This is a genomic window from Kitasatospora fiedleri (genome assembly GCF_948472415.1).
GTDB classification, from domain to species: Bacteria; Actinomycetota; Actinomycetes; order Streptomycetales; family Streptomycetaceae; genus Kitasatospora; species Kitasatospora fiedleri.
This window is the reverse complement of record NZ_OX419519.1, coordinates 2,356,882-2,382,751: the sequence shown is the minus strand read 5'-3', so window position 1 is coordinate 2,382,751 and position 25,870 is coordinate 2,356,882. Positions and strand designations below refer to the sequence as shown.

General features: G+C 77.1%; 20 protein-coding genes and 3 pseudogenes. 7 read left to right on the top strand and 16 right to left on the bottom strand.

Features of this window, described 5'->3' with window-relative positions; all coding sequences use genetic code 11:
* Positions 1–6 precede the first annotated feature (6 nt).
* Positions 7–1,026 (bottom strand): DNA polymerase III subunit beta family protein, encoded by a 1,020-nt coding sequence (locus QMQ26_RS11165; RefSeq protein ID WP_282205607.1) that lies wholly within the window; start codon positions 1,024–1,026, stop codon positions 7–9.
* A 168-nt stretch (positions 1,027–1,194) separates the two neighbouring features.
* On the opposite strand from QMQ26_RS11165, the gene QMQ26_RS11160 reads away from it, so the two are divergent.
* Entirely contained in the window at positions 1,195–2,739 is a 1,545-nt protein-coding gene (locus QMQ26_RS11160) for a dolichyl-phosphate-mannose--protein mannosyltransferase (protein ID WP_282205606.1), read from the top strand.
* 43 nt (positions 2,740–2,782) lie between these two features.
* On the opposite strand, the gene QMQ26_RS11155 is transcribed toward QMQ26_RS11160, so the two are convergent.
* Entirely contained in the window at positions 2,783–4,222 is a 1,440-nt protein-coding gene (locus QMQ26_RS11155) for a hypothetical protein (RefSeq protein WP_282205605.1), read from the bottom strand.
* Positions 4,223–4,590: 368 nt separating this feature from the next.
* On the opposite strand from QMQ26_RS11155, the pseudogene QMQ26_RS11150 reads away from it, so the two are divergent.
* Positions 4,591–4,907 (top strand): annotated as a pseudogene (locus tag QMQ26_RS11150) (antibiotic biosynthesis monooxygenase family protein).
* A gap of 52 nt (positions 4,908–4,959) precedes the next feature.
* Here the strand turns inward: QMQ26_RS11150 and QMQ26_RS11145 are convergent.
* The 6 genes and pseudogenes from QMQ26_RS11145 to QMQ26_RS11120 all read right to left on the bottom strand — a co-directional run bounded on the left by QMQ26_RS11145 (position 4,960) and on the right by QMQ26_RS11120 (position 11,940).
* Entirely contained in the window at positions 4,960–5,829 is an 870-nt protein-coding gene (locus tag QMQ26_RS11145) for an ECF transporter S component (protein WP_282205604.1), read from the bottom strand.
* On the bottom strand, positions 5,826–7,442 hold the full coding sequence (locus QMQ26_RS11140; protein WP_282206492.1) for an ABC transporter ATP-binding protein: 1,617 nt from the start codon (positions 7,440–7,442) through the stop codon (positions 5,826–5,828). Before QMQ26_RS11140 ends, QMQ26_RS11145 begins: the two co-directional genes overlap by 4 nt.
* Positions 7,443–8,141: 699 nt before the next feature.
* Positions 8,142–8,813: pseudogene (locus QMQ26_RS38270) on the bottom strand (energy-coupling factor transporter transmembrane protein EcfT); the annotation flags it as partial.
* Positions 8,814–8,815: 2 nt separating this feature from the next.
* Positions 8,816–9,490 (bottom strand): SCO2322 family protein, encoded by a 675-nt coding sequence (locus QMQ26_RS11130; RefSeq protein ID WP_282205603.1) that lies wholly within the window; start codon positions 9,488–9,490, stop codon positions 8,816–8,818.
* Positions 9,487–11,019, bottom strand: a complete 1,533-nt coding sequence (locus QMQ26_RS11125) for a prenyltransferase/squalene oxidase repeat-containing protein (protein ID WP_282205602.1) — start codon at positions 11,017–11,019, stop codon at positions 9,487–9,489. The genes QMQ26_RS11130 and QMQ26_RS11125 overlap by 4 nt, the downstream gene beginning before the upstream one ends.
* 243 nt (positions 11,020–11,262) lie before the next feature.
* On the bottom strand, positions 11,263–11,940 hold the full coding sequence (locus QMQ26_RS11120) for a TetR family transcriptional regulator (RefSeq protein ID WP_282205601.1): 678 nt from the start codon (positions 11,938–11,940) through the stop codon (positions 11,263–11,265).
* Between the two features lie 220 nt (positions 11,941–12,160).
* Between QMQ26_RS11120 and QMQ26_RS11115 the strand changes: the two genes are divergently transcribed.
* The 3 genes from QMQ26_RS11115 (at position 12,161) to QMQ26_RS11105 (ending at position 15,371) form a co-directional block, all read left to right on the top strand.
* Complete coding sequence (locus tag QMQ26_RS11115; RefSeq protein ID WP_100835996.1) at positions 12,161–13,480, top strand: glycosyltransferase family 4 protein; 1,320 nt, start codon at positions 12,161–12,163, stop codon at positions 13,478–13,480.
* A gap of 74 nt (positions 13,481–13,554) precedes the next feature.
* Positions 13,555–14,295, top strand: a complete 741-nt coding sequence (locus tag QMQ26_RS11110; protein ID WP_404814110.1) for a class I SAM-dependent methyltransferase — start codon at positions 13,555–13,557, stop codon at positions 14,293–14,295.
* Positions 14,292–15,371, top strand: a complete 1,080-nt coding sequence (locus QMQ26_RS11105) for a prenyltransferase/squalene oxidase repeat-containing protein (protein WP_282205600.1) — start codon at positions 14,292–14,294, stop codon at positions 15,369–15,371. The genes QMQ26_RS11110 and QMQ26_RS11105 overlap by 4 nt, the downstream gene beginning before the upstream one ends.
* 256 nt (positions 15,372–15,627) lie before the next feature.
* Here QMQ26_RS11105 and QMQ26_RS11100 read toward each other — a convergent pair whose 3' ends face one another.
* From QMQ26_RS11100 to QMQ26_RS11090, 3 genes are all read right to left on the bottom strand, one after another.
* The gene (locus QMQ26_RS11100) at positions 15,628–16,602 is read right to left on the bottom strand and encodes a hypothetical protein (protein WP_282205599.1); all 975 of its coding nucleotides are present in this window, start codon (positions 16,600–16,602) and stop codon (positions 15,628–15,630) included.
* 204 nt (positions 16,603–16,806) lie between these two features.
* Positions 16,807–17,865: an N-acetylmuramoyl-L-alanine amidase gene (locus tag QMQ26_RS11095; RefSeq protein ID WP_282205598.1), complete on the bottom strand. Its 1,059-nt coding sequence runs from the start codon at positions 17,863–17,865 to the stop codon at positions 16,807–16,809.
* A gap of 7 nt (positions 17,866–17,872) precedes the next feature.
* Positions 17,873–18,202: a hypothetical protein gene (locus QMQ26_RS11090; RefSeq protein ID WP_282205597.1), complete on the bottom strand. Its 330-nt coding sequence runs from the start codon at positions 18,200–18,202 to the stop codon at positions 17,873–17,875.
* Here QMQ26_RS11090 and QMQ26_RS11085 point away from each other — a divergent pair.
* Positions 18,192–18,611 carry a hypothetical protein gene (locus QMQ26_RS11085; RefSeq protein WP_282205596.1) on the top strand — a complete coding sequence of 140 codons (420 nt, stop codon included), beginning with the start codon at positions 18,192–18,194 and terminating at the stop codon, positions 18,609–18,611. The genes QMQ26_RS11090 and QMQ26_RS11085 overlap by 11 nt on opposite strands.
* 929 nt (positions 18,612–19,540) lie before the next feature.
* Here QMQ26_RS11085 and QMQ26_RS11080 read toward each other — a convergent pair.
* Both QMQ26_RS11080 and QMQ26_RS11075 read right to left on the bottom strand, forming a co-directional pair.
* Positions 19,541–20,199, bottom strand: a pseudogene (locus QMQ26_RS11080) (class I SAM-dependent methyltransferase).
* 83 nt (positions 20,200–20,282) lie between these two features.
* Positions 20,283–21,674 carry a M48 family metallopeptidase gene (locus QMQ26_RS11075; protein ID WP_282205595.1) on the bottom strand — a complete coding sequence of 464 codons (1,392 nt, stop codon included), beginning with the start codon at positions 21,672–21,674 and terminating at the stop codon, positions 20,283–20,285.
* A gap of 155 nt (positions 21,675–21,829) precedes the next feature.
* On the opposite strand from QMQ26_RS11075, the gene QMQ26_RS11070 reads away from it, so the two are divergent.
* Positions 21,830–22,909 (top strand): alcohol dehydrogenase catalytic domain-containing protein, encoded by a 1,080-nt coding sequence (locus QMQ26_RS11070; RefSeq protein ID WP_100835989.1) that lies wholly within the window; start codon positions 21,830–21,832, stop codon positions 22,907–22,909.
* Positions 22,910–23,026: 117 nt separating this feature from the next.
* On the opposite strand, the gene QMQ26_RS11065 is transcribed toward QMQ26_RS11070, so the two are convergent.
* From QMQ26_RS11065 to QMQ26_RS11055, 3 genes are all read right to left on the bottom strand, one after another.
* Positions 23,027–23,179: a hypothetical protein gene (locus QMQ26_RS11065; protein WP_282205594.1), complete on the bottom strand. Its 153-nt coding sequence runs from the start codon at positions 23,177–23,179 to the stop codon at positions 23,027–23,029.
* Between the two features lie 259 nt (positions 23,180–23,438).
* Complete coding sequence (locus tag QMQ26_RS11060; protein ID WP_282205593.1) at positions 23,439–25,028, bottom strand: alpha/beta hydrolase family protein; 1,590 nt, start codon at positions 25,026–25,028, stop codon at positions 23,439–23,441.
* Positions 25,025–25,417, bottom strand: coding sequence for a hypothetical protein (locus tag QMQ26_RS11055; RefSeq protein WP_282205592.1), 393 nt, complete (start codon positions 25,415–25,417; stop codon positions 25,025–25,027). Before QMQ26_RS11055 ends, QMQ26_RS11060 begins: the two co-directional genes overlap by 4 nt.
* Positions 25,418–25,870: the final 453 nt, after the last annotated feature.

Genomic DNA, 25,870 nt, shown 5'->3' with positions numbered 1-25,870 from the left:
CTCCGCTCAGCGGGCGACCGGCATCAGCAGGGAGAAGGTGTCGGCGCGGGCGGGGAAGCGGATGGCGAGCGGGGCGATCGGGCCGCCCAGTTCCAGGACCAGCTGCTCGGCGCTGCCCGCGGCCTCCAGCAGGAAGTCGCGGTTGACGTGGACCAGCAGGTCGGCGGGGGAGCCCCCGCCCGGGAGGGCGTCGGCGGCGGTGGCGGTCAGGGCGGCCACCGGGGCGCCGGTGTCCTCGGCGGTGGACCCGGGCAGGGCGCGCAGCTGGGCGGCGGTCAGGGTGACCCGGTGGGTGGGCTCCAGGCGCAGCAGGCGGCGGTAGTCCGGGAAGTCCGCCCCGCCCCGCTCGCCGGAGAGCGAACGGCCCGCCGCGCGGACGGTGAACTGCCCGCCGTCGAAGGACAGTTCGGCCTCCTCGGCGTCGGCCAGCAGGGCCCGGGCGGCGTCCGCGAGGGCGGTCGGCAGCAGCGCGGAGGCCGGCGGGCCGTCCAGCGCGGCCGGGCAGTCGGCGACCGCCAGCCGGTAGCGGTCGGTGGCGACCAGGTGCAGGACGCCGTCCTCGGCGTCCAGGAAGATCCCGGCGACGGCGGGCAGCGCGGCGTCGGCCGGGGCGGCGAAGCGCACCGCGTCCAGGGCGGCGGCCAGGGCGGGGGCGGGAACGGTCAGGCGGGTCTGCGGCACGGGGAACTCCCGGGAGTCGAGGAGGGCGCGGACGGTGGAGAGCTCCCGGCGGGCGTCGGTCAGACCGTCCTCCAGGCGGCGCAGGTGCGCGTCCAGCTCGGCCCGGGCCTCGGCCGGGGAGCCGGTCAGCACCCGGGTGATCCCGGCCAGCGGCAGCCCGACCCGGCGCAGCCGGGCCAGCAGCCGGGCGTCCGGCAGCTGCTCGTCCGCGTACCAGCGGTACCCGGTGCGCGGGTCCACGGCGGCCGGGACGAAGACGCCCGCGCGGTCGTAGAACCGCAGGGTGCCGGGACTGAGGCCGCTGGCCCTGGCCAGCTCGCCGATGCTGCGCATGGTGCTCTCCACGGGACCGACCCTCGCCCTCGACCTGGTAGAGGGTCAACCGTAACCGCGCGGGGGGCAGGGTGGAGAATGCTGCGAGCACCCCTGGGCAGCACCCGCGGACGTCCGCGGCCGCAGGCTAGGATGCGGACATTGCGGACAAGTCGTCAACTGCGGTCGAACGGGGAGGGCATGGCGCTGGCGGTGATGGAGCGGCGGCAGCAGGAGGCGGTGCACGCCGCGCCGACGGAGCGGGCGAAGGACAGGTACCGGTGGTGGGGCCCGCTGGCGGTGGCCGTGTTCGCCGGGGTGCTGCGGCTGTGGAACCTGAAGTCCCCGCACGCCTTCGTCTTCGACGAGACGTACTACCCCAAGGACGCCTGGTCGCTCTGGCACGACGGCTACGAGTCGGTCTGGCCGGACAACGCCAACCAGCAGATCCTCGGCGACCCGCAGATCGTCCCGCTCGGCCGGGCCGGCACCTTCATCGCGCACCCGCCGCTCGGCAAGTGGGTCATCGGCCTGGGCGAGTACGTCTGGGGCCTGAACCCCTTCGGCTGGCGGATCGCGGTCGCCCTGCTCGGCACGCTCAGCGTGCTGATGGTCGCCCGGATCGGCCGCCGGCTGTTCCGCTCCACCCTGATCGGCTGCGTCGCCGGACTGCTGCTGTCCGTCGACGGCCTCCAGTTCGTGCTCAGCCGGGTCGGCCTGCTCGACGGCGTCTCCGCGTTCTTCGTGCTCGCCGCGTTCGGCGCCCTGCTGATCGACCGCGACCGCACCCGCGACCTGCTGCGGGCCGCCCGCGCCGAGGGCGGCTCGGCCGCCGACGAGGTCCGGTTCGGCCTGCGCCCCTGGCGGCTCGCCGCCGGACTGCTGCTCGGCGCGGCCTGCTCCGTCAAGTGGACCGGCGCGCCCGTCCTCGCCGTCTTCACCCTCCTCGTCCTGCTCTGGGACCAGGCCGGCCGCCGCGCCGCCGGCGCCCACCGCCCCCGGCGCTCGATGCTCCGCCGCGACCTGTGGCCCGCCGCGCTCTCCCTGCCGGTCAGCGCCCTGGCGGTGTACGTGCTGTCCTGGACCGGCTGGTTCGCCACCGGCGGCGGCTACGACCGGCACTGGGCCGACGGCCGGGGCGGGAGCTGGGTGCCCGGCCCGCTGCGCAGCCTGTGGCACTACCACGCGCAGATCTGGGACTTCAACACCCACCTGACCTCCCCGCACACCTACCAGTCCAACCCGTGGAGCTGGCTGGTCCAGGGCCGCCCGGTGTCCATGTACTGGGAGCAGCTGAAGCCCGGCGAGCGCGGCTGCACCGCCCCCGACGGCTGCGCCAGCCAGATCCTCGCGCTCGGCACCCCGTTCCTGTGGTGGACGGCCTGCTTCGCGCTGGCCTACGCGCTCTACCGCTGGTTCTTCCGGCGGGACTGGCGCTCCGGCGCGATCCTGGCGGCCGTCGCCGCCGTCTACCTGCCCTGGTTCCAGTACCAGCAGCGCACCGTCTTCTCGTTCTACATGGTGGTGCTGGTGCCCTTCCTGTGCCTGGCCGTCGCGCAGATGCTCGGCGCGATGCTCGGACCGGAGGGCAGCACGCCGGTCCGCCGCCGGTGGGGCGCGGCCGGGGCCGGGCTGATCGTGGCGGCGGTCTTCGGGTGCTTCGCGTTCTTCTACCCGCTGTACACCGGGGAGCTGATCCCGATGTCCGAGTGGCACACCCGGATGTGGTTCGAGAGCTGGGTCTGACGGCCCGCCCGGTGGCGGACCGGGGTGGGCGGCGGCGGGGGCGTCAGCAGTCGGGGGCCTTCGCCGCCTCCTGCAACGCCGACCGGGTCTGCGGGTCGTAGACGCCCAGGGCGACGCCCTTGAGCTTGCGCTCCTTGTGCTGGAAGACCGCGAGCACGCTCTGCGTCCAGTAGCCGAAGCCGGGCTGGTTGCCGCTGGTCCGGTCGGAGTCCAGCTGGCCGATCCGGTTGCAGTTGACCGTCATCAGCAGGCGCTGCATCTGCGTCACGTCCGGGCCGGTGTCGTCGAGCCGCAGGGTCGCGGCGGCGGACGGCGACTGCGAGGTGCGGTCCGGGGACGGGCTGCTCGACGCGCTCGGGGCCTCGGCGGTCGGGGCCGCCGCGGCCTTGCTGGTCGCCGTCTGGCTCGGGCGGGCCTTGGTGCGGGTCGGCGAAGGGCTCCCCGCGGACGGTTCCGGGGACGCGGTCCCGCTCGGCGCCGGGTCCGGGGCGGGGTCGGCCGAGGAGACCACCGCCGGGGCCGTCGGCGCGGGCAGCGCGTTGTCGACGGGGGACGGCGACGAGGACAGCAGCATCGCCAGGCTCGCGCCCAGCGCGGTCACCCCGACCGCGCCGCCCGCGATCACCAGCCGGCGGCGGTCGGCGCTCTGCCGGCGCCGCTCACGGTGGTCGGCCCGGCTGATCGGGCCGTCCGCGCCGTCCTCGCGGAAGGTGAACATGCCCAGGTCGGTACCGGCCGCGGCGGGCCACGGCTCGTCGCCGTTCGAGCCGTTCGGGCCGTTCGGACCGCCCGGACCGCCGACCGGGGTCAGCCGGGTCGTCTCGTCCGGCCCGGCGCCCCGGCCCGCAGCGGGATGCTGCGGGGGCGCCTTGACCGGGCCCAGGGTGAGCGGCATGGTCTGCTCGGCCGCGGGCACCTCGCCCTGGCCGGACGCCGCTCCCGGCGGCGGGATCGGCACGAAGCGGCCCGGCGCGCCGGACGCCCGGGGCGGCTGCTGCTGCGCCGGGACGGGCGGCAGCACCTGGGTCGCGTCGGCGTCCGGCCGGGGTTGTGGCTGCGGCTGGACGGGCGCGGGCGCGGGCTGCGGCGGGCCGAACGGGCTGGCGGCCTGCGGGACGTGCGGGGGACGGTTCGGGGGCGGCGGCGGGGCGGCGCCCGGCGGCGGACCGGTGATCGGCTGCACGGCGGGCGGCTGCGCCGCGCTGGGCGGCACCGCGATCGGGGGGCCGGACGGCGGCGGGGCCGCGGCGGCCGGGGCCGCGGTGATCGGCTGCACCGGGGGCGGCAGGGGCCGGGTGGCGAACGGGTCGCCCGCCGGGTCGCCGGGCTCCACCACGGCCGCTCCGGCCACGTACGGCCGCACCAGCGGCGGGCCCTCCAGGTGCGGGAGGACCGCGGTCTCCTCCGCCGGGGAGACGGCGTTGCACGCGCAACTGCCGGCCGTGCGTGCGGTACCGCAGCGGGGGCAGCGCTCTGCCGGCATGGGCCGGTCCTCCTCGGGTCGGAATCGAACGGGGGTGATTATGCAGGAGCATTCCACGGGACGACAGACAGGTCCGGGCCCGGACCGGCATACCGCCCGGATTGCCGGGTTTTGGGTGGATCGTCAGCGACTGTCGGGAGCCGCCCGGGGCGCGACCCCGGCCGTCCGCCCCGGCGCGGGCCTCGGTCGCCCGCCCCTCGGGCTCCCCCGGCACCCTCGCCGGCCGCCGCTCCCGAACCCTCCTCCGCCGTGCCCGCCGTCGAACGCGGGCCGGTGCGCCGGTGCGGGTGCCGGATGGACGAGACTGCTCGTACGTGATCGAGGTCCGGCCGTCGTCCTGGTCGGACGGACAACTTGAGGGGTGTCCTGTGGGCAGCGTCGTGAAGATCAATGTGCTGACCGTTCCCGCCGAGCAGCGGGAGGTGCTGGAGCGGCGGTTCGCCTCGCGGGCCGGGGCGGTGGAGGGGTCGGACGGGTTCGAGTGGTTCGAGCTGCTGCGGCCGGTCGAGGGACGGACCAGTACCTGGTGTACACGCGGTGGCGGGACGAGGAGTCGTTCCGGGCGTGGATGGAGGGGCCGATGAAGGAGGCGCACCAGGGCGGGGGCGAGCGGCCGCGGCCGGCGGCGAGCGGGTCGCAGGTGTGGTCGTTCGAGGTCGTGCAGCAGGCGGGGCCCACGGCGTAGCGGCGGGAGGGGCGGTGGGCCGGTCCGGGGGAGACCGGCCCCCCGCCCCCTCTCAGCGGAAGGCGGCGCGGCGGGTGGCGCGGCGGAGGGTGCGCAGCAGGGGGCCGCCGACGGTGAGGCAGAGGACGGCGGTGAGGGCGGCGCGGGGGAGGTCCCAGCCCAGGGAGGTGGTGAGGCAGTAGAGGGCGAAGCGGGTGAGGTTGGCGGCGAGCGGGTCGCCGGGGACGAAGGAGATCGAGGTGCCCAGGCCGCCGATGTAGGGCCAGCCCTGGAGGTTCATCACGGTGCCGTAGCCGATCGCGGAGACGGTGCCGTAGGCGGCGAGCAGCAGGAGTTCGGGGCGCCCGCGCAGGCGGGCGGCGCCCGGGAGGAGTCCGGCGCCGAGGCAGACCCAGCCCATGGCGAGCATCTGGAACGGCAGCCAGGGGCCGACGCCGCCGGTGAGCAGGGCGGAGGCGAACATGGTGAGGGCGCCCAGCACGAAGCCGAAGCCGGGGCCGAGGGCCCGGCCGGAGAGCACCATCAGGAAGAACATCGGCTCCAGCCCGGCGGTGCCCGCGCCGAGCGGCCGCAGCGCGGCACCGGCCGCGGCCAGCACGCCCAGCATGGCGACGGCCTTGGCGTCCAGGCCGGGCGCGCCGGTGGCGTCGCGGCCCTCGGAGAGCTGGGCGACCAGCACGGCCAGCAGCAGCGGCATCAGCAGTGCGAACAGCCAGGGCGCGTCGGCGGAGTGGCCGACCAGGTCGGACGCGCGGGAGGCGAGCAGCGGCCAGCCGAAGGCCGCCGCGCCGATCGCGGAGACCAGGGAGAGGACGAGCACCGAGCGCCGCCCGAGCGGGACGGGACGGGAGAGCAGCGGGCCGGGGGCGGCGACGGGGCCGGGGGCGGGGGCGGGTGCGGTGCGGGTGGCGGGTGGCTTCATCGCGGCGGTTCCGGGGCCAGGGCGGCGGCGACGTCGTGGACGGTGAGGTGGGGCGGGAGGATCTTCGCGGTCTGCGGGGCGAAGGTGGGGGAGGCGAGCACGACGTCCGGGGTGGGGCCGTCGGCGACGATCTCGCCCTCGGCCAGGACGGCGGTGCGGTGGGCGAGTTCGGCGGCGAGTTCGACGTCGTGGGTGGCGAGCAGGACGGCGTGGCCCTGGTCGGCGAGGGAGCGCAGGACGGCGACCAGGCGGGCCTTGGCGGCGTAGTCGAGGCCGCGGGTGGGTTCGTCGAGCAGGACGACCGGGGGGCGGGCGGTCAGCACGACGGCGAGGGCGAGGGTGAGGCGCTGGCCCTCGGAGAGGTCGCGGGGGTGGCGGTCGTCGGCGACGCCGGGCAGCAGGGTGGCCAGCAGGGCGCGGCAGGTGCCGGGTTCGGCGCCGGCGTCCTGGTCGGCGGCGGCGCACTCCTCGGCGACTGTCTCGGCGTACAGCAGGTCGCGCGGGTCCTGCGGGACGAGTCCGACGGAGCGGATCAGGTCCTTGGGGCGGGTCCGGTGCGGGGTGCGGCCGTCGACCCGGACGGTGCCGGAGGCGGGGGCGTGCAGGCCGACCAGGGTGCCGAGCAGGGTGGACTTGCCGGCGCCGTTGCGTCCCATCAGGGCGGTGATCTGCCCTGCGGCGAGGGTGAGTTCGACGCCGCGCAGGGCCGGGACGGCGCCCCGGGAGACCACCAGGCGGCTGACGGTGACGACCGGTTCGACAGGTGCGGCCGGTGCGGCGGCCACCTTCGGCGGGGCGGCGGCGAGCCGTTCGCGCAGGGCGGCCGCCCGGCGGCGGGCGTCGCGGACGGTGAGCGGCAGCGGCGTCCAGCCCGCCAGCAGCCCGAGTTCGACCACCGGCGGCCGGACCGGGGAGCGGGCCATCAGCGCGGCCGGGTCGCCGAGCACCGGCGGCTCGCCGGGGCCCGGCAGCAGCAGGACCTGGTCGGCGTACTGGACGACCCGCTCCAGCCGGTGCTCGGAGAGCAGCACGGTGGTGCCCAGGTCGTGCACCAGGCGCTGGAGGACGGCCAGCACCTCCTCGGCGGCGCCCGGGTCGAGCGCGGAGGTCGGCTCGTCCAGCACCAGCACCTTCGGGTGGACGGTCAGCACCGAGCCGATCGCCACCCGCTGGCGCTGCCCGCCGGAGAGCGAGGACAGCGCGCGCCCGCGCAGGTCGGCCAGGCCCAGCAGGTCGAGCGTCTCCTCGACCCGGCGGCGCATCACGGCCGGGGCCAGGCCCGTCGACTCCATGCCGTAGGCGAGTTCCTCCTCGACGGTGTCGGTGACGAAGTGCGCCGACGGGTCCTGCCCGACGGTGCCGACCACGTCGGCGAGGTCGCGCGGGCGGTGCGTCCGGGTGTCCCGCCCGGCCACCGTGACCCGGCCGGTCAGGGTGCCGCCGGTGAAGTGCGGCACCAGCCCGGAGACGGTGCCCAGCAGGGTCGACTTGCCGGACCCGGACGGCCCGACCAGCAGGCACAACTCACCCTCGGGGACGGTCAGTTCGACACCGCTCAGGGCCGGTGCGGTGGCGTCGGCGTACTGCACGCCGACCTGCTCGAAAGTGATCACCGGGTGCTCCGGGGCGGCTCGGGGGAGGAGACGGGGACGGGCGACGGGGACGGCGGCCGCGCGGCGACGCCCGGGCGGCGGCCGGACGATGCCGGAGCCGGAGCCGGAGCCGGAGCCGGAGCCGATGCCGGTGCCGGTGCGGCGGCGGCGCGCGGGCCGGCGGACCGGCGGCCGGGGTGCCGGGTGCCGCCGGGGCGCGTGCCGGTCCGGTCGGAGGCGGTCACCGGGTGCTCCGGGGCGGCTCGGGGGTGACGAAGGCGGGCAGCAGGCCGGCCAGCGCGGCCAGCGCGGGCAGCAGCGGCAGGGCGGGCGCGGCCGGCGGCACGACGCTCGGGACAGCGCCAGCGGCCAGCGGCCCGCGTACCAGATCAGCACGGCCGCGACCAGCGCCCCCGAGGCGGCCGTCAGCCACTCCGGGAGCGCCCACGGGTCGGGCCGGTAGCGGGTCCGGACGGAGCGCCGGCCGCCCAGCGCGAGGCCGCCGCCGGCCGCGGCGGCGCCCGCCAGCAGCACCGGCAGCGCCCACGGGTGACGGCCCGCGGCGAGCAGCCCGTACGTCGCCGAGCACACCGCGAGCAGCCCCGCGAGGGTGAGCGCCCCGGCGGCGCGCACCAGCCGCTGCGGGACGTCGGCGGTCCGGCCGAAGCCGCGGGTGTCCATCGCCGCCGCCAGCGCCACCGAACGCTCCAACGCGCCCTCCAGCACCGGCAGTCCGACCGAGAGCACCGCCCGCACCCCCCGGTCGGAGCGCCCGCGCAGCCGGCGCGCCGCGCGCAGCCGCCGGACGTCCGCGACCAGGTTCGGCGCGAAGGTCATCGCCACCACCGCCGCCACCCCCGCCTCGTACAGCGCGCCCGGCAGCGAGCGCAGCAGCCGTGACGGCGAGGCCAGCGCGTTCGCCGCGCCCACGCAGGCCAGCAGGACCGCCAGCCGCAGCCCCTCGTACAGCGCGAACAGCACCCCCTCCAGCGTCACCGCACCGCCCAGCCGGACGCCCTGCGCCCAGGCGGGCAACGGGAGTTGCGGCAGCGTGAGGAGCACGTGGGTGCCGCCGACCGGGGAGCCCAGCAGCACCGCGAACACCACCCGGGCGGCCAGCACCAGCAGGCCCAGGCGCAGGAACGCCGCGTACGAGCGCGACCAGGGCGCGTCGCCCCGGCGGGCCGCCACCACGTAGCCCGCCACCGCCAGGAGCAGCAGCAGGAGCAGCGGGTTGGTGGTCCGGCTGGCCGCCGCGGCCAGGCCCAGCGACCACAGCCACCACGCGCCCGGGTGCAGCTGCCGGGGCAGCGCCCGGCTGTGCGCGGCGGCCGGACGGCCGCCCCCCGCGACCGGGTCGGCGGCCGGGCGGCGCAGACGGTGGACGGACATGCTCAGCGGGTGCGGCGGCGACGGGCCTGCCAGACCGCCCCGGCGCCCAGCAGCACCACCGCACCGGCGCCGGCGACCAGGCCCAGCGCCGGACCGCCGTCCCCGCCGCCCGAACCACCGCCGCCGGTACCGGAGTTCGAGCCCGCCGCGACCGGCTCGCCGCAGCCCGCGCGCGGGTAGTCCGCGATCGCGCACAGCAGCGCGCCGGAGTCGTAGCGCAGCGGCGCGGCGACCGCGGCCAGCACCTCGGCGGAGTTCGCCGCCGTCGGCACCGAGGCGCACGAGGAGCGGGCGGCGGGCGGCTGTTCGCCGCCGGGGGCGTCCTGCGCGGTGCCGAAGTCCAGCACCACGGCGACCCGCTTGTGGCCGCCGCCGGGCGCGGTGCCCCGGCAGATCGCCGCGAAGTCGGGGGCCGGGCCAGGCCTGGGCGTGTCCTGGCCGCCGTCCGGGCTCAGCACGAACCGCCAGCCGTCCACCGCCCCGTCCGCCGGTACGTTCCCGGCCGGTCCGACCTGCTGGTACGCCCAGCCGTCGGCGCCGCCCTTCCAGAACGACCAGTAGCGGTAGTCGGCGGCGGCGGAGGGCCCGGCGGCCGGGCCGAGCAGCGTCGCGCCCGCGGCGAGGAGGAGGGTGAGGAGGAGGACGGCGAAGCGGACGCGGGGGGCCCGGCCGGTCATCGGTCCCGCTCCGGGCGGTCCTGCTCCGGGTGCTCCTCGGCGGCCGTGTCCTCGGAGCCCGCGTTCTCGGCGGCCGGGCCCTCGGCGGCAGCGGCCTCGGCGGCCTCGGCGGGCTTGTGGCGGCGGCGGTTGAGGCTGAGCAGGAGGCCCGCGCCGACGCCGACCAGCAGGCCGACGCCGATCAGCCAGCCGGCCGAGAAGCCGCTGTTCTCGTCGGGCTCGGTGATCGCGGAGCCGGGCGCGCGGGTGGCCTGCGGGTCGCCGGCCGCGGGGGCGGACTTCGGCTTGGGGCCGGAGTCGGCCAGCAGCTGGACCAGGTTGGCGCCGCCGAAGTTGTACGGGTCGAGCTTGGCGGCGCGGGCGGTCAGCACCAGGGTGGCGGTGGCCGCCGGGTCGATGCCGTTCTTGCCCTGGGCAGCCCACGGGTAGGCGTTGCCGGCCAGCCAGTCGGCGGCGTCGGCGGCCTCGGCGGGGTGGCCGGCGGCGACCAGGCCGAGCACCGTCCAGGCGGTGGAGTTGTAGTCAGGGGTGGCGGTGTCCGCGCCGGGGGTCGTGGCCGTCAGGTGCCCGCCGCCCGCGGCGAGCCGGCCGGTCAGCCAGGCGGCGTCGGCCTCGGCGGAGTCGGCGTGCGCGACCGGGCCGGCGGCGGCCTGGCCGCCGTCGCAGGCCAGGGCCTTGGGCGGGCCGTCCCGGCGGTCGGTGGCGGTGACCGGGAGGTGGCCGCCCGCGGCGGCGAGCAGCGACTGCGCGGAGGCGATGGTGTCGGCGGCGGCCGGGACGCCCGCGGCGGGCTGGTACAGGAACGCGCCGCGCTGGTCGGCGGCGTCCGCGCAGCCGAGCTGGAAGGAGGCCAGGCCGTCCCAGCCGGAGCGGCCGCCGACGGCGACCCCGGCCGGGTCGAGGCCGGCCGCGAGCAGGCCGTTCAGCACCACGGCGGTGGAGTTGGCGTCGCCGGGCGAGCCCGGGTTGTACGCCCAGCTGCCGTCCGGGTTCTGGTGCGCGCGCAGCCAGTCGGTGGCGCGGGCGACGGGCTGCTGGTGGCCGCCGAGCGCGGTGAGCGCCTGGACGGCCAGCGAGGTGGCGTTGGTGTCCTCGGTGGCGGGGGTGCACGGGGTGCCGCCGGCCCGGTACGAGGGCCAGCCGCCGTCCTCACACTGCTGGTCGAGCAGCCAGCGCACGGCGGCGTCGGCGGGTTCGACCTTCTCCTGCTGGAGCGCGATCAGCGCCAGCGACTGCCGCCACACCCCGTCGTACTGCGGGTCGCCCTTGCCGTACAGCCCGGCGGGCACGCCCGAGGACGCGGACGGCGAGCCGGACGCGGAGCCGGTACCGGACGCGGAGCCGGTAGCGGAGCCCGACGCGGTGCCGGAGCCCGAGGCGTCCGGGGCGGCGGCGTCCGTCGCGGCGGAGGACGGCGCGGCGGTGGACGGCGCGGGCGTGGCGGTGTCGGCGAGCGCGGGCGCGGCGGCGGTGCCGGCGAGCAGGGCGCCGGTCAGCGCGGCGGCGCCCAGGCGGGCAGCGGTCAGCATGGGGGTGGAGCCTTTCTGAGCGGTCGCAGCGGGCCGGGTGGTGCCCCGGTTCCCGCCCGTGGACCCACGACGGAGGAGGGCCGCTCGCCTCCGGCCGGGCAGTCCGACTGCGCCGCGCCCCGGCGGCGGGGGCGGCTCACGGTTGCGGGTCAGTACCGGAATCGCACCGGCTTCCCCCGGCCTCGGAGGCGGATGATGAAGTTGTCGGGCGGTCCGGTCGGGCCGGGCCGCGCCTGCACGACTCTAGCCGCCGACCGGCGCCGCCCCGGCGGCAGGTGGTGGAACGGGTTGCAGTTCCGCCGGGGCGGGCGGAGTGCCGGGGCCCGGCCCGGCGGGGGTCAGCAGCCGGGCGGCGGTGTGCAGGTCGGCCCGCACCTCGGCCAGCGAGGCCCGCCCGGACAGCCACCCCAGCAGGGTGGCGTGCCAGGTGTGGCCGACCACCCGCAGCGCCGCCTGCTGCTCGGCGGTGGGCGGTCCGGGCAGCCGGGCGGCCGCCAGCACGATCGCGGTGGTCACCTGGGCGACCTCGTCCACCTCGCTGCCCACCGAGCGGTCCGCGAAGGACAGCGCCCGCACCATGGCCTCGGCCAGCCGGGGTTCGCGCTGCAGCGCCCGGAAGGCGGCGGTGAGCGCCTCGGCGACCCGGGCGGCCGGGTCCGGACCGGTCGGCGGGTGGCGGCGCACCTGCTCGCGCAGGAGTTCCAGCTGCTCGCGCATCACCGCGACCAGCAGGTGCACCTTGGACGGGAAGTACCGGTAGAGGGTGCCGAGCGCGACCTGCGCGCCCTCCGCGACCTCGCGCATCTGCACCGCCTCGTAGCCGCCCCGGGCGGCCAGCGCGGTGGCCGCCCGCAGGATGCCCCGGCGCCGCTCGGCCTGGCGCGGCGTCAGCGGCCCGTCGGCGGCGGCGGTGGCGGTCACGTGGACTCCAGGAACGGCGGTCGTGGGGAGCGGTCGCGGCGTGGTGCGAATCACCCGCCGGGGCTCCTGACGACAAGCTACGGGCCGGTAATCTTCGAGGTCCCTCGTTGTTCACTTTCTCCAACGACGAGCCCGCACCGCTGTGAAACGTGATCTACTTTACCGGTCGGCGGCCTTCTCCGTCGCCGGTCCCGGTGAGTAGCGAAGAAGGGGACTGGGGATGACCGCTGTGTCGCCGCCGCCGCTGCGGATCGCCCTGCTGTCGTACCGCGGCGACCCGTTCTGCGGCGGCCAGGGCGTGTACGTGCGCCACCTGTCGCGGGAACTGGCCCGGCTCGGCCACCACGTCGACGTGATCGGCGCCCAGCCGTACCCGGTGCTCGACCGGGTCGAGGGCCCCGGCACCGTCCGGCTGGTCGAACTGCCCAGCCTCGACCTGTACCGCGCCGACGACCCGTTCCGCACCCCCGCGGTCGGCGAGTTCCGCGGCCCGGTCGACCTGCTGGAGTACGCGGTGATGCGCACCGGCGGCTTCCCCGAGCCGCTGACCTTCTCGCTGCGCGCCCGCGCCTTCCTGGCCCGGCACCGGGGCCGCTACGACGTGGTGCACGACAACCAGACCCTCGGCTACGGCCTGCTCGGCCTGGCCCGGTACGGCTTCCCGCTGGTCACCACGGTGCACCACCCGGTCACCGTGGACCGGCGGCTGGAGATCGACGCGGCCCGCACCCGGCTGGAGCGGCTCGGCAAGCGCCGCTGGTACGCCTTCACCCGGATGCAGCGCCGGGTCGCCGCCCGGCTGGCGCACGTCATCACCGTCTCGGAGAGCTCGAAGGCCGAGATCGCCGAACAGCTCGGCACCGACCCGGACGCCCTGGCCGTCGTCCCGATCGGCGCCGACACCCGGCTCTGGTCGCCGTCCGCCGAGGTCGCCCGGGTGCCCGGCCGGATCGTCGCCACCTCCAGCGCCGACGTCCCGCTCAAGGGCCTGGTGCACCTGGTCGAGGCGCTCGCCAAGGTCCGCACCGAGCGGGACGCCCACCTGGTGGTGGTCGGCAAGCCGCAGAAGGAGGCCGGGCCGGTCACCGCGGCGGTGCGCCGGTTCGGGCTGGAGGGGCACATCGAGTTCCGCACCGGCCTGAGCGACGCCGAACTGGTCGACCTGTACCGCTCCGCCGAGGCCGCCTGCGTCCCCTCGCTCTACGAGGGCTTCTCGCTGCCCGCCGCCGAGGCGATGGCCACCGCCACCCCGCTGGTCGCCACCACCGGCGGCGCCATCCCCGAGGTGGCCGGGCCCGACGGCGAGACCTGCCTGGCGGTGCCGCCCGGCGACGCGGGCGCGCTGGCCACCGCGCTCGGCCGGCTGCTGGACGACCCCGCCCTGCGCGAACGGCTCGGTGCCGCCGGGCGCGAGCGGGTGCTGACCCGGTTCACCTGGGCCCGGGCCGCCGAACTCACCGTCGAGCGCTACCGGGCCGCGATCGCCACCGGCGCCGGCGCCGCCGCCCGCTCCGGCCCCGGCTGGCGCTACGTCGGCTGACGCCACGTCGGCTGACGCGCCGTCAATCTCCTGGTACCACTGGTACCACCCCCTTCGTGAATGGGAGCCCCGCAGTGCTGACCGTCGACTTCTCCCGCTTCCCGCTCGCCCCCGGCGACCGGGTGCTCGACCTGGGCTGCGGCGGCGGCCGGCACGCGTTCGAGTGCTACCGGCGCGGCGCCAACGTGGTCGCGCTGGACCGGAACGCCGAGGAGATCGCCGAGGTCCGCACGTGGTTCGCCGCCATGGAGCAGGCCGGCGAGGCCCCCGCCGGGGCCAGCGCCACCGCCATGGAGGGCGACGCGCTGAACCTGCCGTTCGACGACGACACCTTCGACAAGATCATCATCTCCGAGGTGATGGAGCACATCCCCGACGACAAGGGCGTCCTCGCCGAGATGGTCCGGGTCCTCAAGCCCGGCGGCCTGCTCGCCGTCACCGTGCCCCGCTACCTGCCGGAGAAGATCTGCTGGGCGCTGTCCGACGAGTACCACGAGGTCGAGGGCGGCCACATCCGGATCTACAAGGGCGACGAACTGGTCGAGAAGGTCCGCGAGGCCGGCCTCACCCCGTACGGCAGCCACCACGCGCACGCCCTGCACGCCCCGTACTGGTGGATCAAGTGCGCGGTCGGCGTCGACAACGACAAGGCCCTGCCGGTGCGCGCCTACCACCAGCTGCTGGTCTGGGACATCGTCGGCACCCCCGTCATCTCCACCCTCACCAAGGCCGCCGAGAAGGCGCTCAACCCGCTGCTCGGCAAGTCCTTCGTCGTCTACGCCAGCAAGCCCCGCGAGGCCGGGGCCGACGCGTGACCGCCGCCGTCCCCGCCGCCCTGCTGCTGGACGGCGTGCTGGACGCCGCGCAGGCCGCCGACACCGTCCGTTCGATCCTCGCGCACCAGCAGCCCGACGGCGCCCTCCCCTGGTTCCACGGCGGCCACCTCGACCCCTGGGACCACACCGAGGCCGCGATGGCCCTCGACACCGCCGGCGAACACGCCGCCGCCGAAGCCGCCTACCGGTGGCTCGCCGACCGGCAGAACCCCGACGGCTCCTGGTACGCCGCCTACGCCTACGGACAGCCCGGCGTCCCCGACGGCACCGCCACCGACCTCGCCCGCGAGACCAACTTCTGCGCGTACGTCGCCGTCGGCGCCTGGCACCACCACCTGTCCACCGGCGACGACCGCTTCCTGGAACAGATCTGGCCCACCGTCAGCCGCGCCCTCGACCACACCGTCCGGCTCAGCCTCCCCGGCGGCGCCATCGCCTGGCGCCAGGACGAAGACGGCACCGCCGCGACCGAGGCGCTGCTCACCGGCTCCTGCTCCATCCTGCACGCCCTGCGCTGCGGACTCGCCGTCGCCGACCACCTCGACCGGCCGCAGCCCGACTGGGAACTTGCCGCCGGACAGCTCCGGCACGCGATCGCCCGGCACCCCGAGCGGTTCCTCGACAAGAACCGCTACTCGATGGACTGGTACTACCCCGTCCTCGGCACCGCCCTGCGCGGCGAGGACGCCACCCGGCGGCTGGCCGCCGACTGGGACCGCTTCGTCGTCCCCGGCCTCGGCGTGCGCTGCGTCAGCGACCGGCCCTGGGTCACCGGCGGCGAGAGCGCCGAACTCGCGCTCGCGCTGTGGGCCGCCGGACAGTCCGACCGGGCCGTCGACATCCTCCGCTGGATCCAGCACCTGCGGCACGAGGACGGCTCCTACTGGACCGGCTACGTCTACGAGGACCGCGCGATCTGGCCCGAGGAACGCACCACCTGGACCGCCGGCGCCCTGCTGCTCGCCGTCGCCGCCCTCGGCGGGGACGACGCGACGGTCAGCGTCTTCGGCGGCGAGCGCCTGCCGGCGGGGCTGGCGGTCAACGACTGCTGCTAGGCCCTATCCGGCGTCGGGCCGTTCGGCGGGTGCGCGTGCTGCGGGGGTCCGTCCGGGGAGGGGGTTCTCTCGCCGGGCGGATCTTTGGCGTTGGTGTCTTCCGCCTCGCGCGGTTCCTCGCGCCCCTGGGGTGTTCTCCATGCCCTCGGTGGGTATCTCACGCCCCTGGTGGGTGGGGGAGCGGGGGGTGACGGCGAAGGTCCGCCCGGGGAGGGGTTTCCTCCCGGGGCGGACCTTCGGTGGTGGTGCTTCGTGGTCAGCCGCGCTGGATGCCGCTGGTGTCGTTCAGGACGCCGTGGGTGCCGTCCGGCAGCTGGGCGACCAGGGCGGCGCCGCGCTGGTCGACGGCCAGGTACCAGGTGCCGGGGACGAGTTCGCCGACCGGCGGGGCGGCCGGGTTGTCCTTGTTGCCGAGCTGGCGCACCGCCGGGACGGCGAACCAGAACGGGGCGAACGGGGCGGCGGCCTGCGCCGGGACGTGGTCCTGCACGGCCGGCTGCACCGCGGTGGGCAGCGGGGCGACGGCCTGCGCGGCGGCCGACGGGGCCGGGGCCTGCTGCTGGGCGGCCTGCGGGTAGCCGTAGCCGCCCGGGGCCGGCTGCTGCTGGCCCTGGCCGAACGGCTGCTGCTGCTGGCCGGCGCCGCCCTGCTCGGGCTGCGGCTGGCCGGGGAACGGCTGCTGCTGGGCGCCCGGGTACCCGTAGGCGCCGGGAGCGCCCTGCTGCTGGGCGCCGCCGTACGGCGGGAACTGCTGCTGCTGGGCGGCGCCCGGCGCGGCCGGGCCGGCCAGCGGGGCCTGCAGGGCGGGCAGCGCCGGGGCGGCGATCACGGCGCCGGCCATCACGAGCAGCGCGATCAGGGCGAGCCAGGAGCCCGCGCCGTTCTTCAGCCCGTCCGGGCCGCCGATCAGGGACCACAGGATGCCCCACAGGGCGATCACGATCGCCGCGGTGCCCCACTGGTCGAGGCGGAGTCCGATGATCTCCTTGTTGCCCAGCGTCGCCTTCTGGAAGCGGAAGAGCAGGATCAGCACGGCACCGATGATGCCGAGCAGGAAGACCGACTGGAGCGCGGGGAAGAAGGACGCGTCCCAGGCGTTGAACTGGCTCTTCTCGCAGTAGATACCGCCGTCGCAGTCGACGCCTCGGTACTTCAGGAAGGACGAGATCAGGAGCAATACGGCCGCACCGGCGACGGCGGCGTCTCCCCTGGTGAGAGCGCGCAGATTCACTGACGTTCCCCTCATTGGTGTAGTCGTGGTCGGCGGCGGTTGACCGGGCCCCCGTGGTACCGGGACGGTACGACGGGGCAAAAGCCTAGAGCCAACGCGACGCCGCGTGCACAGCGCCCTCCGGATCCGCACCGAATCGGTACGGAACGGGGGCGCCGGAAAACGGGTTGGCGCGGGGGTCGGGCGGGGGGTGCGCGCGGTGGCTCACCCGGTGAGATAGCTGGTCAGGGCGTCGGCGAGGGCCTGCGCGGCGAGCTGCCGCCACTGCGGGTCGGTCATCCGTCCGGCGTCGCCGGAGTTGCGCATGTTGCCGCACTCGATGAAGACCTTCGGTACCTTCGACAGGTTGAGTCCACCGAGGTCGGTGCGGGTGTCCAGGCCCTGCTTGCCGAGGTAGTTCGAGTACGGCTCGCCGGTGCCCGCCCGGAAGGCGTCGCGCAGCAGCACGCCCAGCCGGTGCGAGGGCTCGACGATCGGGGAGGTGTCGGCCGCCCCGTCCACCACCCGGCCGGGCAGGATCACGTGGAAGCCGGTGCCGGAGGCCGGCGCGCCGTCCGCGTGCACCGAGACCGCCGCGTCCGCCTTCGCCTCGTTGCCGATCCCGGCGCGTTCGTCGACGCACGGGCCCCAGGGGCGCTCGCCGTCCTGGGTGAGCACTACCTTCGCGCCACGGTCCTGCAGGATCTGCCGGGCCCGGTGCACCACGTCCAGGGTGAACTCCGCCTCCGGGTACCCGGCGTCGGTCTCGGTGCCGGTGGTGTCGCACTCCTTGCGGCTGTTGCCGATGTCCACCTTGCGGTTGATCTCGGTGGGGTGCTCGGCGTTGCCCGGGTTGTGCCCCGGGTCGAGCAGCACGGTCCGGCCGGTCAGCGGCCGGTCCGGGCCGCTCGCGGAGGCCGCCGGGGACGGGGAGGGGGCCGGGGACGGGTCCGCCGGGGCCGTCCGGCCCGCCGCCGCGGGCCGCTCGGACGCGCCGCCGTCCCCGTCGGTCGGTCCGGCCGCCGCCCGGTCGTTCGCCGCGCCGCCCGCCCGGCCGTCCGGAGAGTGCGCGGCGGAGGCGGACGCGGAGACGTCCCGGGAGCTGTTGGCCACGGCCTGCCAGCCCAGCCAGCCGATCAGGCAGACCGGTAGCACCACGGCCGCCGCCTTCGCGGCCGGCCGCCAGCGGGCGGCGCGGCCCGCCGGTGCGGAGCCCGCGCCGTACGGGTCGTACGGCTCCTGCTCGCCGGGGTCGTCGTGGTGCGGGGTGGTACGGCCAGTCACGTGTTCCTCAGATCCTGTCCCCGGTACGGGTGGTCAGCCCGTACGCCTGGGCGATCGGTTTCCACTTCGCGGCGAAGTCCTGCTTGGCCTGGGTGGCTTTCGGGTTGAGGTCGTTGGCGCGGGCCAGGTCCGCGGTGCTGGGCACCTGGTTGTTGGCGCAGCCCTTGTCGGAGACGGTGCGCGCCCAGGCCGCGTACGCCCGGTCGATGTCCGCCGAGGTCTGCCAGGCGGTCTTCAGCGAGGCCACCGCCGCGTCGCCCCCCGGCAGGCCGTCGGTCTTCAGGGCGGCCAGTTTGGCCAGCAGCGCGTCGCGCTGCTCGGCACCGGTGTCGAACACCTTCGCGGCGCTGTCGACCTCCGCCTTCGCCGGGCAGCTGCGCACCTTCGCCACCGCGTTGCCGATCGGGGCCTTCGCCTCCTCGCCCTCGCTCAGCAGCGCGTCCAGCGCCTGCGCCTGGGCCTGCGCCTGCGGGCCCGCCGACGGCGAACCGGAGGCGGACGCCGACGCCGACGCCGACGCGGACGCCTCGGCGGACGCGGAGGGCGAGCCGCCCTGGCCGCCGCCCGTCCCCGTGCCGCCCGAACTCGGCTGCACGGCGGGCGAATTGCTGTCCGCCGCGGACGGGCTCCCGGACGAGTCGCTGTTCTGCACCGCCCACACCACGGCCGCGCCGATCAGCAGCACCAGCATCGCGGCCGCGCCGACCAGCAGCGGGGTGCGGCGGCGGCGCGGGTCCTCCTCGTAGTCGAACTCCGGCTGCTGGTAGCCGCCGTAGCCGCCCGGGTCGGTGCCGAACTGCTGCGGGGGCTGGCCGCCGAAGGGCTGGTTCCCGCCGTAGGACGGGCCGCCGGTGGGCGGCGGGGTGAAGCCCGGCCGGCCGCCGAAGCCCGGCTGCGGCGGGAACGGCGGCTGCTGTTGGTGCTGCTGCGGGGGCAGCTGCTGGGTGGGCTGGCCGCCGAAGCTCTGATCGCCGAAGGGCTGGTTCCCGCCGTGGGACGGGTCGTCGGCGGGGGCGGGGTGGAGCCGGGCCGGCCGCCGAAGCCCGGCTGCGGCGGGAGCGGCTGCGGCCGCTGCGGTGTGGCCGCGGGCGTCCGGGCCTGCGGGAACGACGGCTGCGGCTGCTGGGCCGGCGGCTGCTGCGGCGGCTGCTGGGCGGCGGGCGGGGGACGGGCGCGGCCGGGGCGCCCGGGCCGTCCGGGATCGGCGGCAGCGGGATCGCGGTGGTGGGCGGGCCCGCCGCGGCCGGGGCGTCCGCCACCGGGCGGCGGACCCAGCCGCCCGCGCCGTTGTTCGCGGTCGGGTCCCAGACCGCCCTCGCGGTACCGCCCTGTTCCGTCATGCCCTGCCCTCGCCCCCCACTGAACCGGTCCGGCACCGGTGGCCGGTGCCGTGCTCCGAAACGGGCCGCTCCCCGAACGGGCCGTCCGTCGTCTGCCGCCGACACCGTACCGGCCGTCGGTGCGACTGGTCACGGCGGATCGGCAACGCGTCGCGGTGGGGACGACGCGGCAGCGGCGGCGATCGTTCCCGCCCCGGGCCGGGAATCCCGGACCGGAGCAGAGCCGCCACGGCGTCGCGATCGAGCCGCGACGGCGCCGGAACCGAGCGGGAACCGAGCCGCGACGGCGCCGGAGCGGGACCGCCGCGGGGCCGGGCCCGCCCGGCGGGGCGGTCTCAGCCGGCCGTCGCGGCCGGGCGGCGCAGCACCCGCAGCGAACCCGTCACCGACAGCTCCTCGAAGCCCTCCGCGAGCGCCCGCAGGTACACCCGGTAGGGGCCTGGCCGCCGTCCGCCGGGTCGGGGAACACGTCGTGCACCACCAGCAGGCCGTCCGCGGCGAGGTGCGGCACCCAGCCCTCGTAGTCGCCGGTGGCGTGTTCGTCGGTGTGGCCGCCGTCCACGAACACCAGGCCCAGCGGACCCCGCCAGACCGCCGCGACCTGCGGCGACCGGCCGACCAGTGCGATCACGTGCTGTTCCAGCCCGGCCGCGTGCAGGGTGCGGCGGAAGCGCGGCAGGGTGTCCATCAGGCCGACCTCCGGGTCGACCAGCGACGGGTCGTGGTACTCCCAGCCGGGCTGCTGCTCCTCCGAGCCGCGGTGGTGGTCGACGGTCAGCGCGACCGTCCCGGCCCGGCGTGCGGCGTCCGCCAGCAGGATCGCCGAACGCCCGCAGTACGTGCCGATCTCCAGCAGCGGCAGCCCGGTGCGCCCGGCCGCGTCGAGCGCCGCCGCGTACAGCGCCAGCCCCTCGTCCTCCGGCATGAAGCCGGTGGCGGCCCGGAACGCCGCCAGGACCTGCGCGGACGGGACGGCGGGGGTCGGGTCGGTCATCGGGGGCTCCTGCCGGACGGGGGTGGCTGACCAGGACCCTACTGGATGGTAGGGGCCGCCCCGGCGACGGTCGGAGACGACGGTCAGAGCAGCTCGGCGGCGACCCGGGCCCGGCTCGGGGCCAGTTCGGCCTCGATCGCGGCGGCCCGCCCGGCGTCCAGCACCAGCGGCGGCCGGTCGACCGCCGGGGCGGCCGTGGCCAGCATCCGCAGCCGCAGGTAGGTCGGCGGGTGCGAGGAGTCGGTCGCCGACACCTCGCGCTCGGACAGCCGGACCCGGCGCTCCACCTCGGTGGCCGGGACCGACCGCGCCGCCTCCGCCAGCGCCGTCCACAGGTCGGCCACCGGGGCGGCCGACCGCCCGGCCCGACCACCGGCCCGGCCGCCCGCCCGGGGCAGGGCGCGCTGCCGGACCAGCACCGTCTCCAGCGTCTGCGCGTTGAACAGCGCCGTGAGCACGCCCTGCGCGTCCCGGGCCGAGGCGAGCCGCGCCCCCATCAGATCGGCCCGGTACTCCGCGGCCTGCCCGCTGCGCAGGTGCAGCCGGTGCATCAGCCCGGCCAGTGCCCGGACCCCCAGGTTGACCGCGCCCAGCAGCAGCTTGGCGGCGGCCGAGGCGATCGCCGTCAGCGGGTGGGAGTTCACCTCGTGGTCGCGCGACGGAACGGTGAGCCGGTACCACTCGACCAGCGCGTTGAGGGCGGAACCCGTCCACAGCCCGCGCCGGGTGTCCCCGTTGACGCCGTGCCCGATCTCGTGCCCGAGCATCGCGACCCGCTCCTGCCGCTCCAGCACCGTCCACAGCGGCAGGCCGATCCGCACCTGCCGGTGCCGGCGCAGGCCGTACGTGCCGAAGGCGGCGTTGAACTCGCCGGTCACCGCGATCGAGTCCACCCGCGGCGCGCCCAGCTCCGCCGAGACCCGGTCCACCAGCTCGTACAGCACCGGCGCGTCCGCGCGCGCCAGCACCCCGGCGCGCTCTGGCCGCCCCAGCCGCGGACGCAGCAGGACCGCCACCGCCAGCGCGACCACGCCCAGCACCCGCAGCGGCCAACTCGCCACCGGCCACCCGGCCAGCAGCGCCACCCCCGTCAGCAGCACCGCCAGCGACACCAGGTGCACCGCCCCCGCGAGCAGGAACGCGCCCACCGACGCGCCGTGCCGCAGGCCGGAGCCGCCCGCCGCGACCAGCCGGAACACCTGCTCGGCCCGCACCCTGATGTCCTGGCGGCGCCGCTCCGCACGGCGCGCCTCCCGGGCGGCGCGGCGCCGCGCCCGCCCCGTCCGGGCCTCGGTGGGCGGGACGGGCGGCAGCAGGTTCCACTCGCAGGCCGGGCACCAGGCGGGGAAGCGCTCGTGCACGGCCACCGGCGCCCCGCACTCGGGACACCGCTCGGCGGCGGGCGCGGGTGCGGGTGCGGGCACGGGCACGGAAACGGGGACGGGTGCGGCGGCGGGGGGTTCGATGACGGACACGGCGGCGGATCTTGCCACACCCGGCTGACCGGCAGGAAGTCGCTCTCCGCCCGCCCCGGACGGCGGCCGATGCGCTATACAGGGGACGGCCCGCGGCAGAACGCGTTCCACCCAAGCGCCGCCGACGCGCGGCGGCCGACCCCCGGGAGCAGCCCGTGCGCGCAGCGATCCTGCAGCAGACCGGACAGGACACCCTGGACGTCCGCGACGACGTCGAAGCGGTCGGTTTCGGCCCCGGCCGGGTCCGGGTCCGCATCCGGGCCGCCAGCCTCTGCCACTCCGACCTGTCCGCGATGGCCGGTGTCCTGCCGCAGCCCGCCCCGTTCGTGCCCGGCCACGAGGGCGCCGGGGAGGTGGTCGAGGTCGGCGAGGGCGTCAGCGGCCTCGCCCCCGGCGACCGGGTGGTGCTCTGCTGGATGCCCCCGTGCGGCCGGTGCCCCGCCTGCCGGGGCGGCCGCAGCCACCTGTGCGTCACCTCGCTCCGGCGGCTCTCCACCCCGGGCTTCCGGATCGGCGGCGGCACCGACGCGTACGGCTTCTACAGCACCGGCGCCTTCGCCGAGGAGCTGGTCGTCGCCGCCGACAGCCTGATCCCCGTCCCCGCCGACCTGCCGTACGAACTCGCCGCCCTGATCGGCTGCGGCGTCACCACCGGCCTCGGCGCGGTCGTCAACACCGCGCGGGTGGAAGCCGGTTCGACGGTCGCGGTGATCGGCGCGGGCGGCGTCGGCATCGCCGCCGTCCAGGCCGCCCGGATCAGCGGGGCCGCCCGGATCACCGTGGTCGACCCGGTCGCCTCCCGCCGCGAGAGGGCCCTCGGCTTCGGCGCCACCGAGGCACTCGCCCCCGAGGAGCTCAAGGCCGCCGCCCGCGCGCTGCCCGCCGGCGGCTACGACCACGTCTTCGAGGCGGTCGGCCGCGCCGCCACCGTCCGGGCCGGGTACGACGCGGCCCGCCGCGGCGGCGCGGTCGTGGTGATCGGCGCCGGTGCCCGGGACGACGAGGTCTCGTTCAGCATGGGCGAGCTCTTCTTCAACGAGAAGCGCCTGCTGCCCTCGCTGTACGGCGGCGGCGACGTCCGCCGCACCGTCGACCTGGCCGTCACCCTCTGGCGGGCCGGACGGCTCGACCTGGCCGGCATGATCACCCACCGCCTCCCGCTGGCCCGCGTCAACGAGGCGATCGCCCAGATGCGGGCCGGCGAGGCCCTGCGCACCGTCCTGCTGACGGACTGACCGCCCGCGCTCCCCGTCCGTCCGGCCGTCGAACGGCCGACGCCCCGGTTCCGGTCAGGACGGTGACGGGAACCGGGGGCGTCGACGGTGCGGTGTGGTCTCTCCTGCGGCCGACCGTCAGCGGCGGTGGCGGCCGTGCGGGGCCGCCTCCGGGGTGTCGTCGCTGGCGCTGCCGCCCCGGTGCCGACCGTGCGCCCCGCCGTCGGCGGTCTGGTCGGCGCCCGGTGCGCGGTGGTCGTGCTCGGTGCTGTCGTCGAAGGACTCGGACATCAGGTCAGTCTTCTCCGTGCGGGGATCGCGGTCTGCGGTCTCGACGCTGCCGACGGAATCCGGGCAGCGGACAACCGGCCGCCCTCGGGCCCGTCCGGGGCCACGGCAACGGCCGAATCGGATAGGGAGCCTACCGAAACACCCCGCCGCCGTGCGGAGAACCTCCGACGGACCGCGAAAACGAAGCACCCGGGACGGAGGAGTGAGGACGGCGGGCGGGGAGGGCGAGGGCGGCGGGGAACCGCGGCGGGGGACGGCGTCAGGCCGGGCGGCCGGTGCGCAGGAAGACCGCCAGCAGCTCGTGCAGGACGGCCGAGCCCTCCTCGGCCAGCAGCTCGTGCCCGGCCCCGGCCGCCTCCACGTAGCGGAAGTCGGCGCCCTCCAGCCGCCCCAGCCGCAGCAGTTCGCGGCGCAGCAGCCGGGACTGCCCGACCGGCACCACCTCGTCCCGGTCGCCGTGCACCACCAGCAGCGGCGCGGGCAGCAGGTGGGCCACCCGCAGGACGTCGCGCGGACCCCGGGCGTCCTCGACGTCGAGGTCGCCGCCGAGCCGGGCGGTCAGCGCCCGGACGGGTGCGCCGGCCTCGGCCAGCAGGTGGCGGCCGGAGAGGAACGGGGCCACCACCGCGCAGCGGGCCACCGACCCCGCCGGGGCGTGCGCCGCCGCCAGCAGCGCCAGGAACGCGCCGTAGCTCACCCCGAACAGGGCCGGAGGCTCCAGGCCCAGCGCCGCCCGCTGTCCGGCGACGCGCTCCAGCAGGGCCAGCACGTCCTCCAGGTCCGGCCCGCCCCACGCGCCGTGGATCGCCGCCGCGTACTGCGGGCCGTACCCCGTCGAGCCGCGCTGGTTCGGGGCCAGCACCGCCAGGCCGTCCGCCGCCATCCGTTGCAGCGCCGGGTCGAACTCCAGCCGCCAGGCGTCCGCCGGGCCGCCGTGCAGGGCCAGCACCAGGCGGGGCGCGGACAGCCAGGACTCGCCGCCGTACACCACCGCCTCGATCGGACCGGCCGGACCCGCCAGCTCCAGGCACTGCGCCGACCGCCACCGGCCGCCGTCCCCGGGCGGGGCCGACCCGTCCAGCCGCCAGCCCGCCCCGGCCGCCGTCGGCGCGGGCACGGGCGCGGGCGGGGGCGCAGGTGCTGTCGTCGGACCCGGACTCGCCTGCGGCGCACCGCCGTTGAGCGGGGCCAGCGTCAGCGGCAGCGCCATCGGGGCGCTCCCCGCGCGCGGCTCGGCGGCCAGCAGCGCCGCCACGTCCAGGGTGGCCAGCGCCGCGGGGCGGTCCGGCGCCGAGTACGGCATCCGCAGGCCCGCCGCCGACCAGTGCCCGACCCCGCCCAGCCGTCCCGGCGGCACCGGCAGCGGACGCAGCCGCTTCTCGCCCGCCCGCCACAGCACCAGCGCGGACGCCGCGCCGTGGTCCACCTGGAGCACCACCTGCGGCTCCGCGTCCGGCTGCCCCGGCCGCCCCGGTGCCGCGGCCACCGGCCGCAGCAGCCGATCCGGCCGGTGCAGGCAGTCCGGGAAGCGCACCGGCTCCGCGCCGCCGATCAGCCCCCAGCCGAGCCGGTCCCGGCCCGGGGCGTCGCTGCGCAGCATCCCGAAACCCGTCGCCGGGTCGAACAGCACCAGCCGGTCGTTGCTGTCCTCGCCCAGCTCCAACAGCGGGGTGGTGACGCCCTGTTCGAGATCCAGCACCACGGTCCGCAACCGGCCCCCGGCCAGCCGGTCCAGGGCCAGCAGCCGTCCCGCCGCGTCCAGCCACACCCCGCCGCCGTGCACCCCCGGCAGCTCCGCGACCGCCCGCGGCGCGGACCCGTCCGCGGCCAGCAGCCACACCGAGGTCACGGCCGGGCGTCCGTCCCCACCAGCACCGCGACCGGCCCCGCCCCGGACACCGCCACCCCCGGCAACGCGAGCATCCGCAGCGCCGGCAACCGGACGTCCGCCAGCGGCACTTCCTCCGGCTCCCCGGCCGCCAGCAGCACCACCGCGTGCCCCTCCCCGGCCGGCCGACACACCAACACCCGGCCGTCCGGCAGCGCCACCACCTGCGCACGCAGCCCCTGGGCGAACGGCAACCCGGTCGGCACGGCGGGCCCGTCGTCGGGCAGCCGCCAACTCTCCACGTACCAGCCGCCGTCGGCCCCGGCCGCGAGGCACGCGGCGTGCGAGCCGTCACCGGCGAAGGCGAAGCCGAAGCGTCGCAGCGCGAGGTGCGTGGTCTGCGTGCTCATCGGTGGCCTTTCGGCAGGGGTCCGTCCGGCGTGGCCGGTCGGCCCGGGCGGGACCCTCGGCCTGCCGGGAGGGAGTGCGGGCGGGGGCCGATCAGGGACGGGCCGCCGTGCGGAACGGTCCGCACGTGGCCGGGGGAGAGGGTGCGCGGCGCGACGCCGTGCCGGTCAGCCTCGACGTGTGCCCCCGGGGCAGCGGTGGCCCGGTCGCTGCCGGGGCGCACCCCACCCTCGACGTCCTGTCCCGGTGGCCCTCCGGCAGGCCGCCACCGGGCCGGGCGCAGGTCTCCGGCCGCCGTCACCCACACCGCGTACGCTTTCGAAGCAGCCGCCGTGCCGGGTGCCGGGCCCGGGGGTGGCAGCGGTCTGCCGCCGGTGGTCGATCCCGCCCCCTCGACGGGGTCGGCCACCCGGGGCGGTCGGCAGTCGGGCAGGTGCTCGCCCGGGCCGCCGCCG

Excerpts from the sequence above, each read along its gene's own strand:
- QMQ26_RS11115 (WP_100835996.1), top strand. The coding sequence starts at position 12,161 with ATGACCGCTGTGTCGCCGCCGCCGCTGCGGATCGCCCTGCTGTCGTAC.
- QMQ26_RS11155 (WP_282205605.1), bottom strand. The coding sequence starts at position 4,222 with ATGCCGGCAGAGCGCTGCCCCCGCTGCGGTACCGCACGCACGGCCGGC.
- QMQ26_RS11065 (WP_282205594.1), bottom strand. The coding sequence starts at position 23,179 with ATGTCCGAGTCCTTCGACGACAGCACCGAGCACGACCACCGCGCACCG.
- QMQ26_RS11055 (WP_282205592.1), bottom strand. The coding sequence starts at position 25,417 with ATGAGCACGCAGACCACGCACCTCGCGCTGCGACGCTTCGGCTTCGCC.
- QMQ26_RS11125 (WP_282205602.1), bottom strand. The coding sequence starts at position 11,019 with ATGCTGACCGCTGCCCGCCTGGGCGCCGCCGCGCTGACCGGCGCCCTG.
- QMQ26_RS11160 (WP_282205606.1), top strand. The coding sequence starts at position 1,195 with ATGGCGCTGGCGGTGATGGAGCGGCGGCAGCAGGAGGCGGTGCACGCC.
- QMQ26_RS11145 (WP_282205604.1), bottom strand. The coding sequence starts at position 5,829 with ATGAAGCCACCCGCCACCCGCACCGCACCCGCCCCCGCCCCCGGCCCC.
- QMQ26_RS11130 (WP_282205603.1), bottom strand. The coding sequence starts at position 9,490 with ATGACCGGCCGGGCCCCCCGCGTCCGCTTCGCCGTCCTCCTCCTCACC.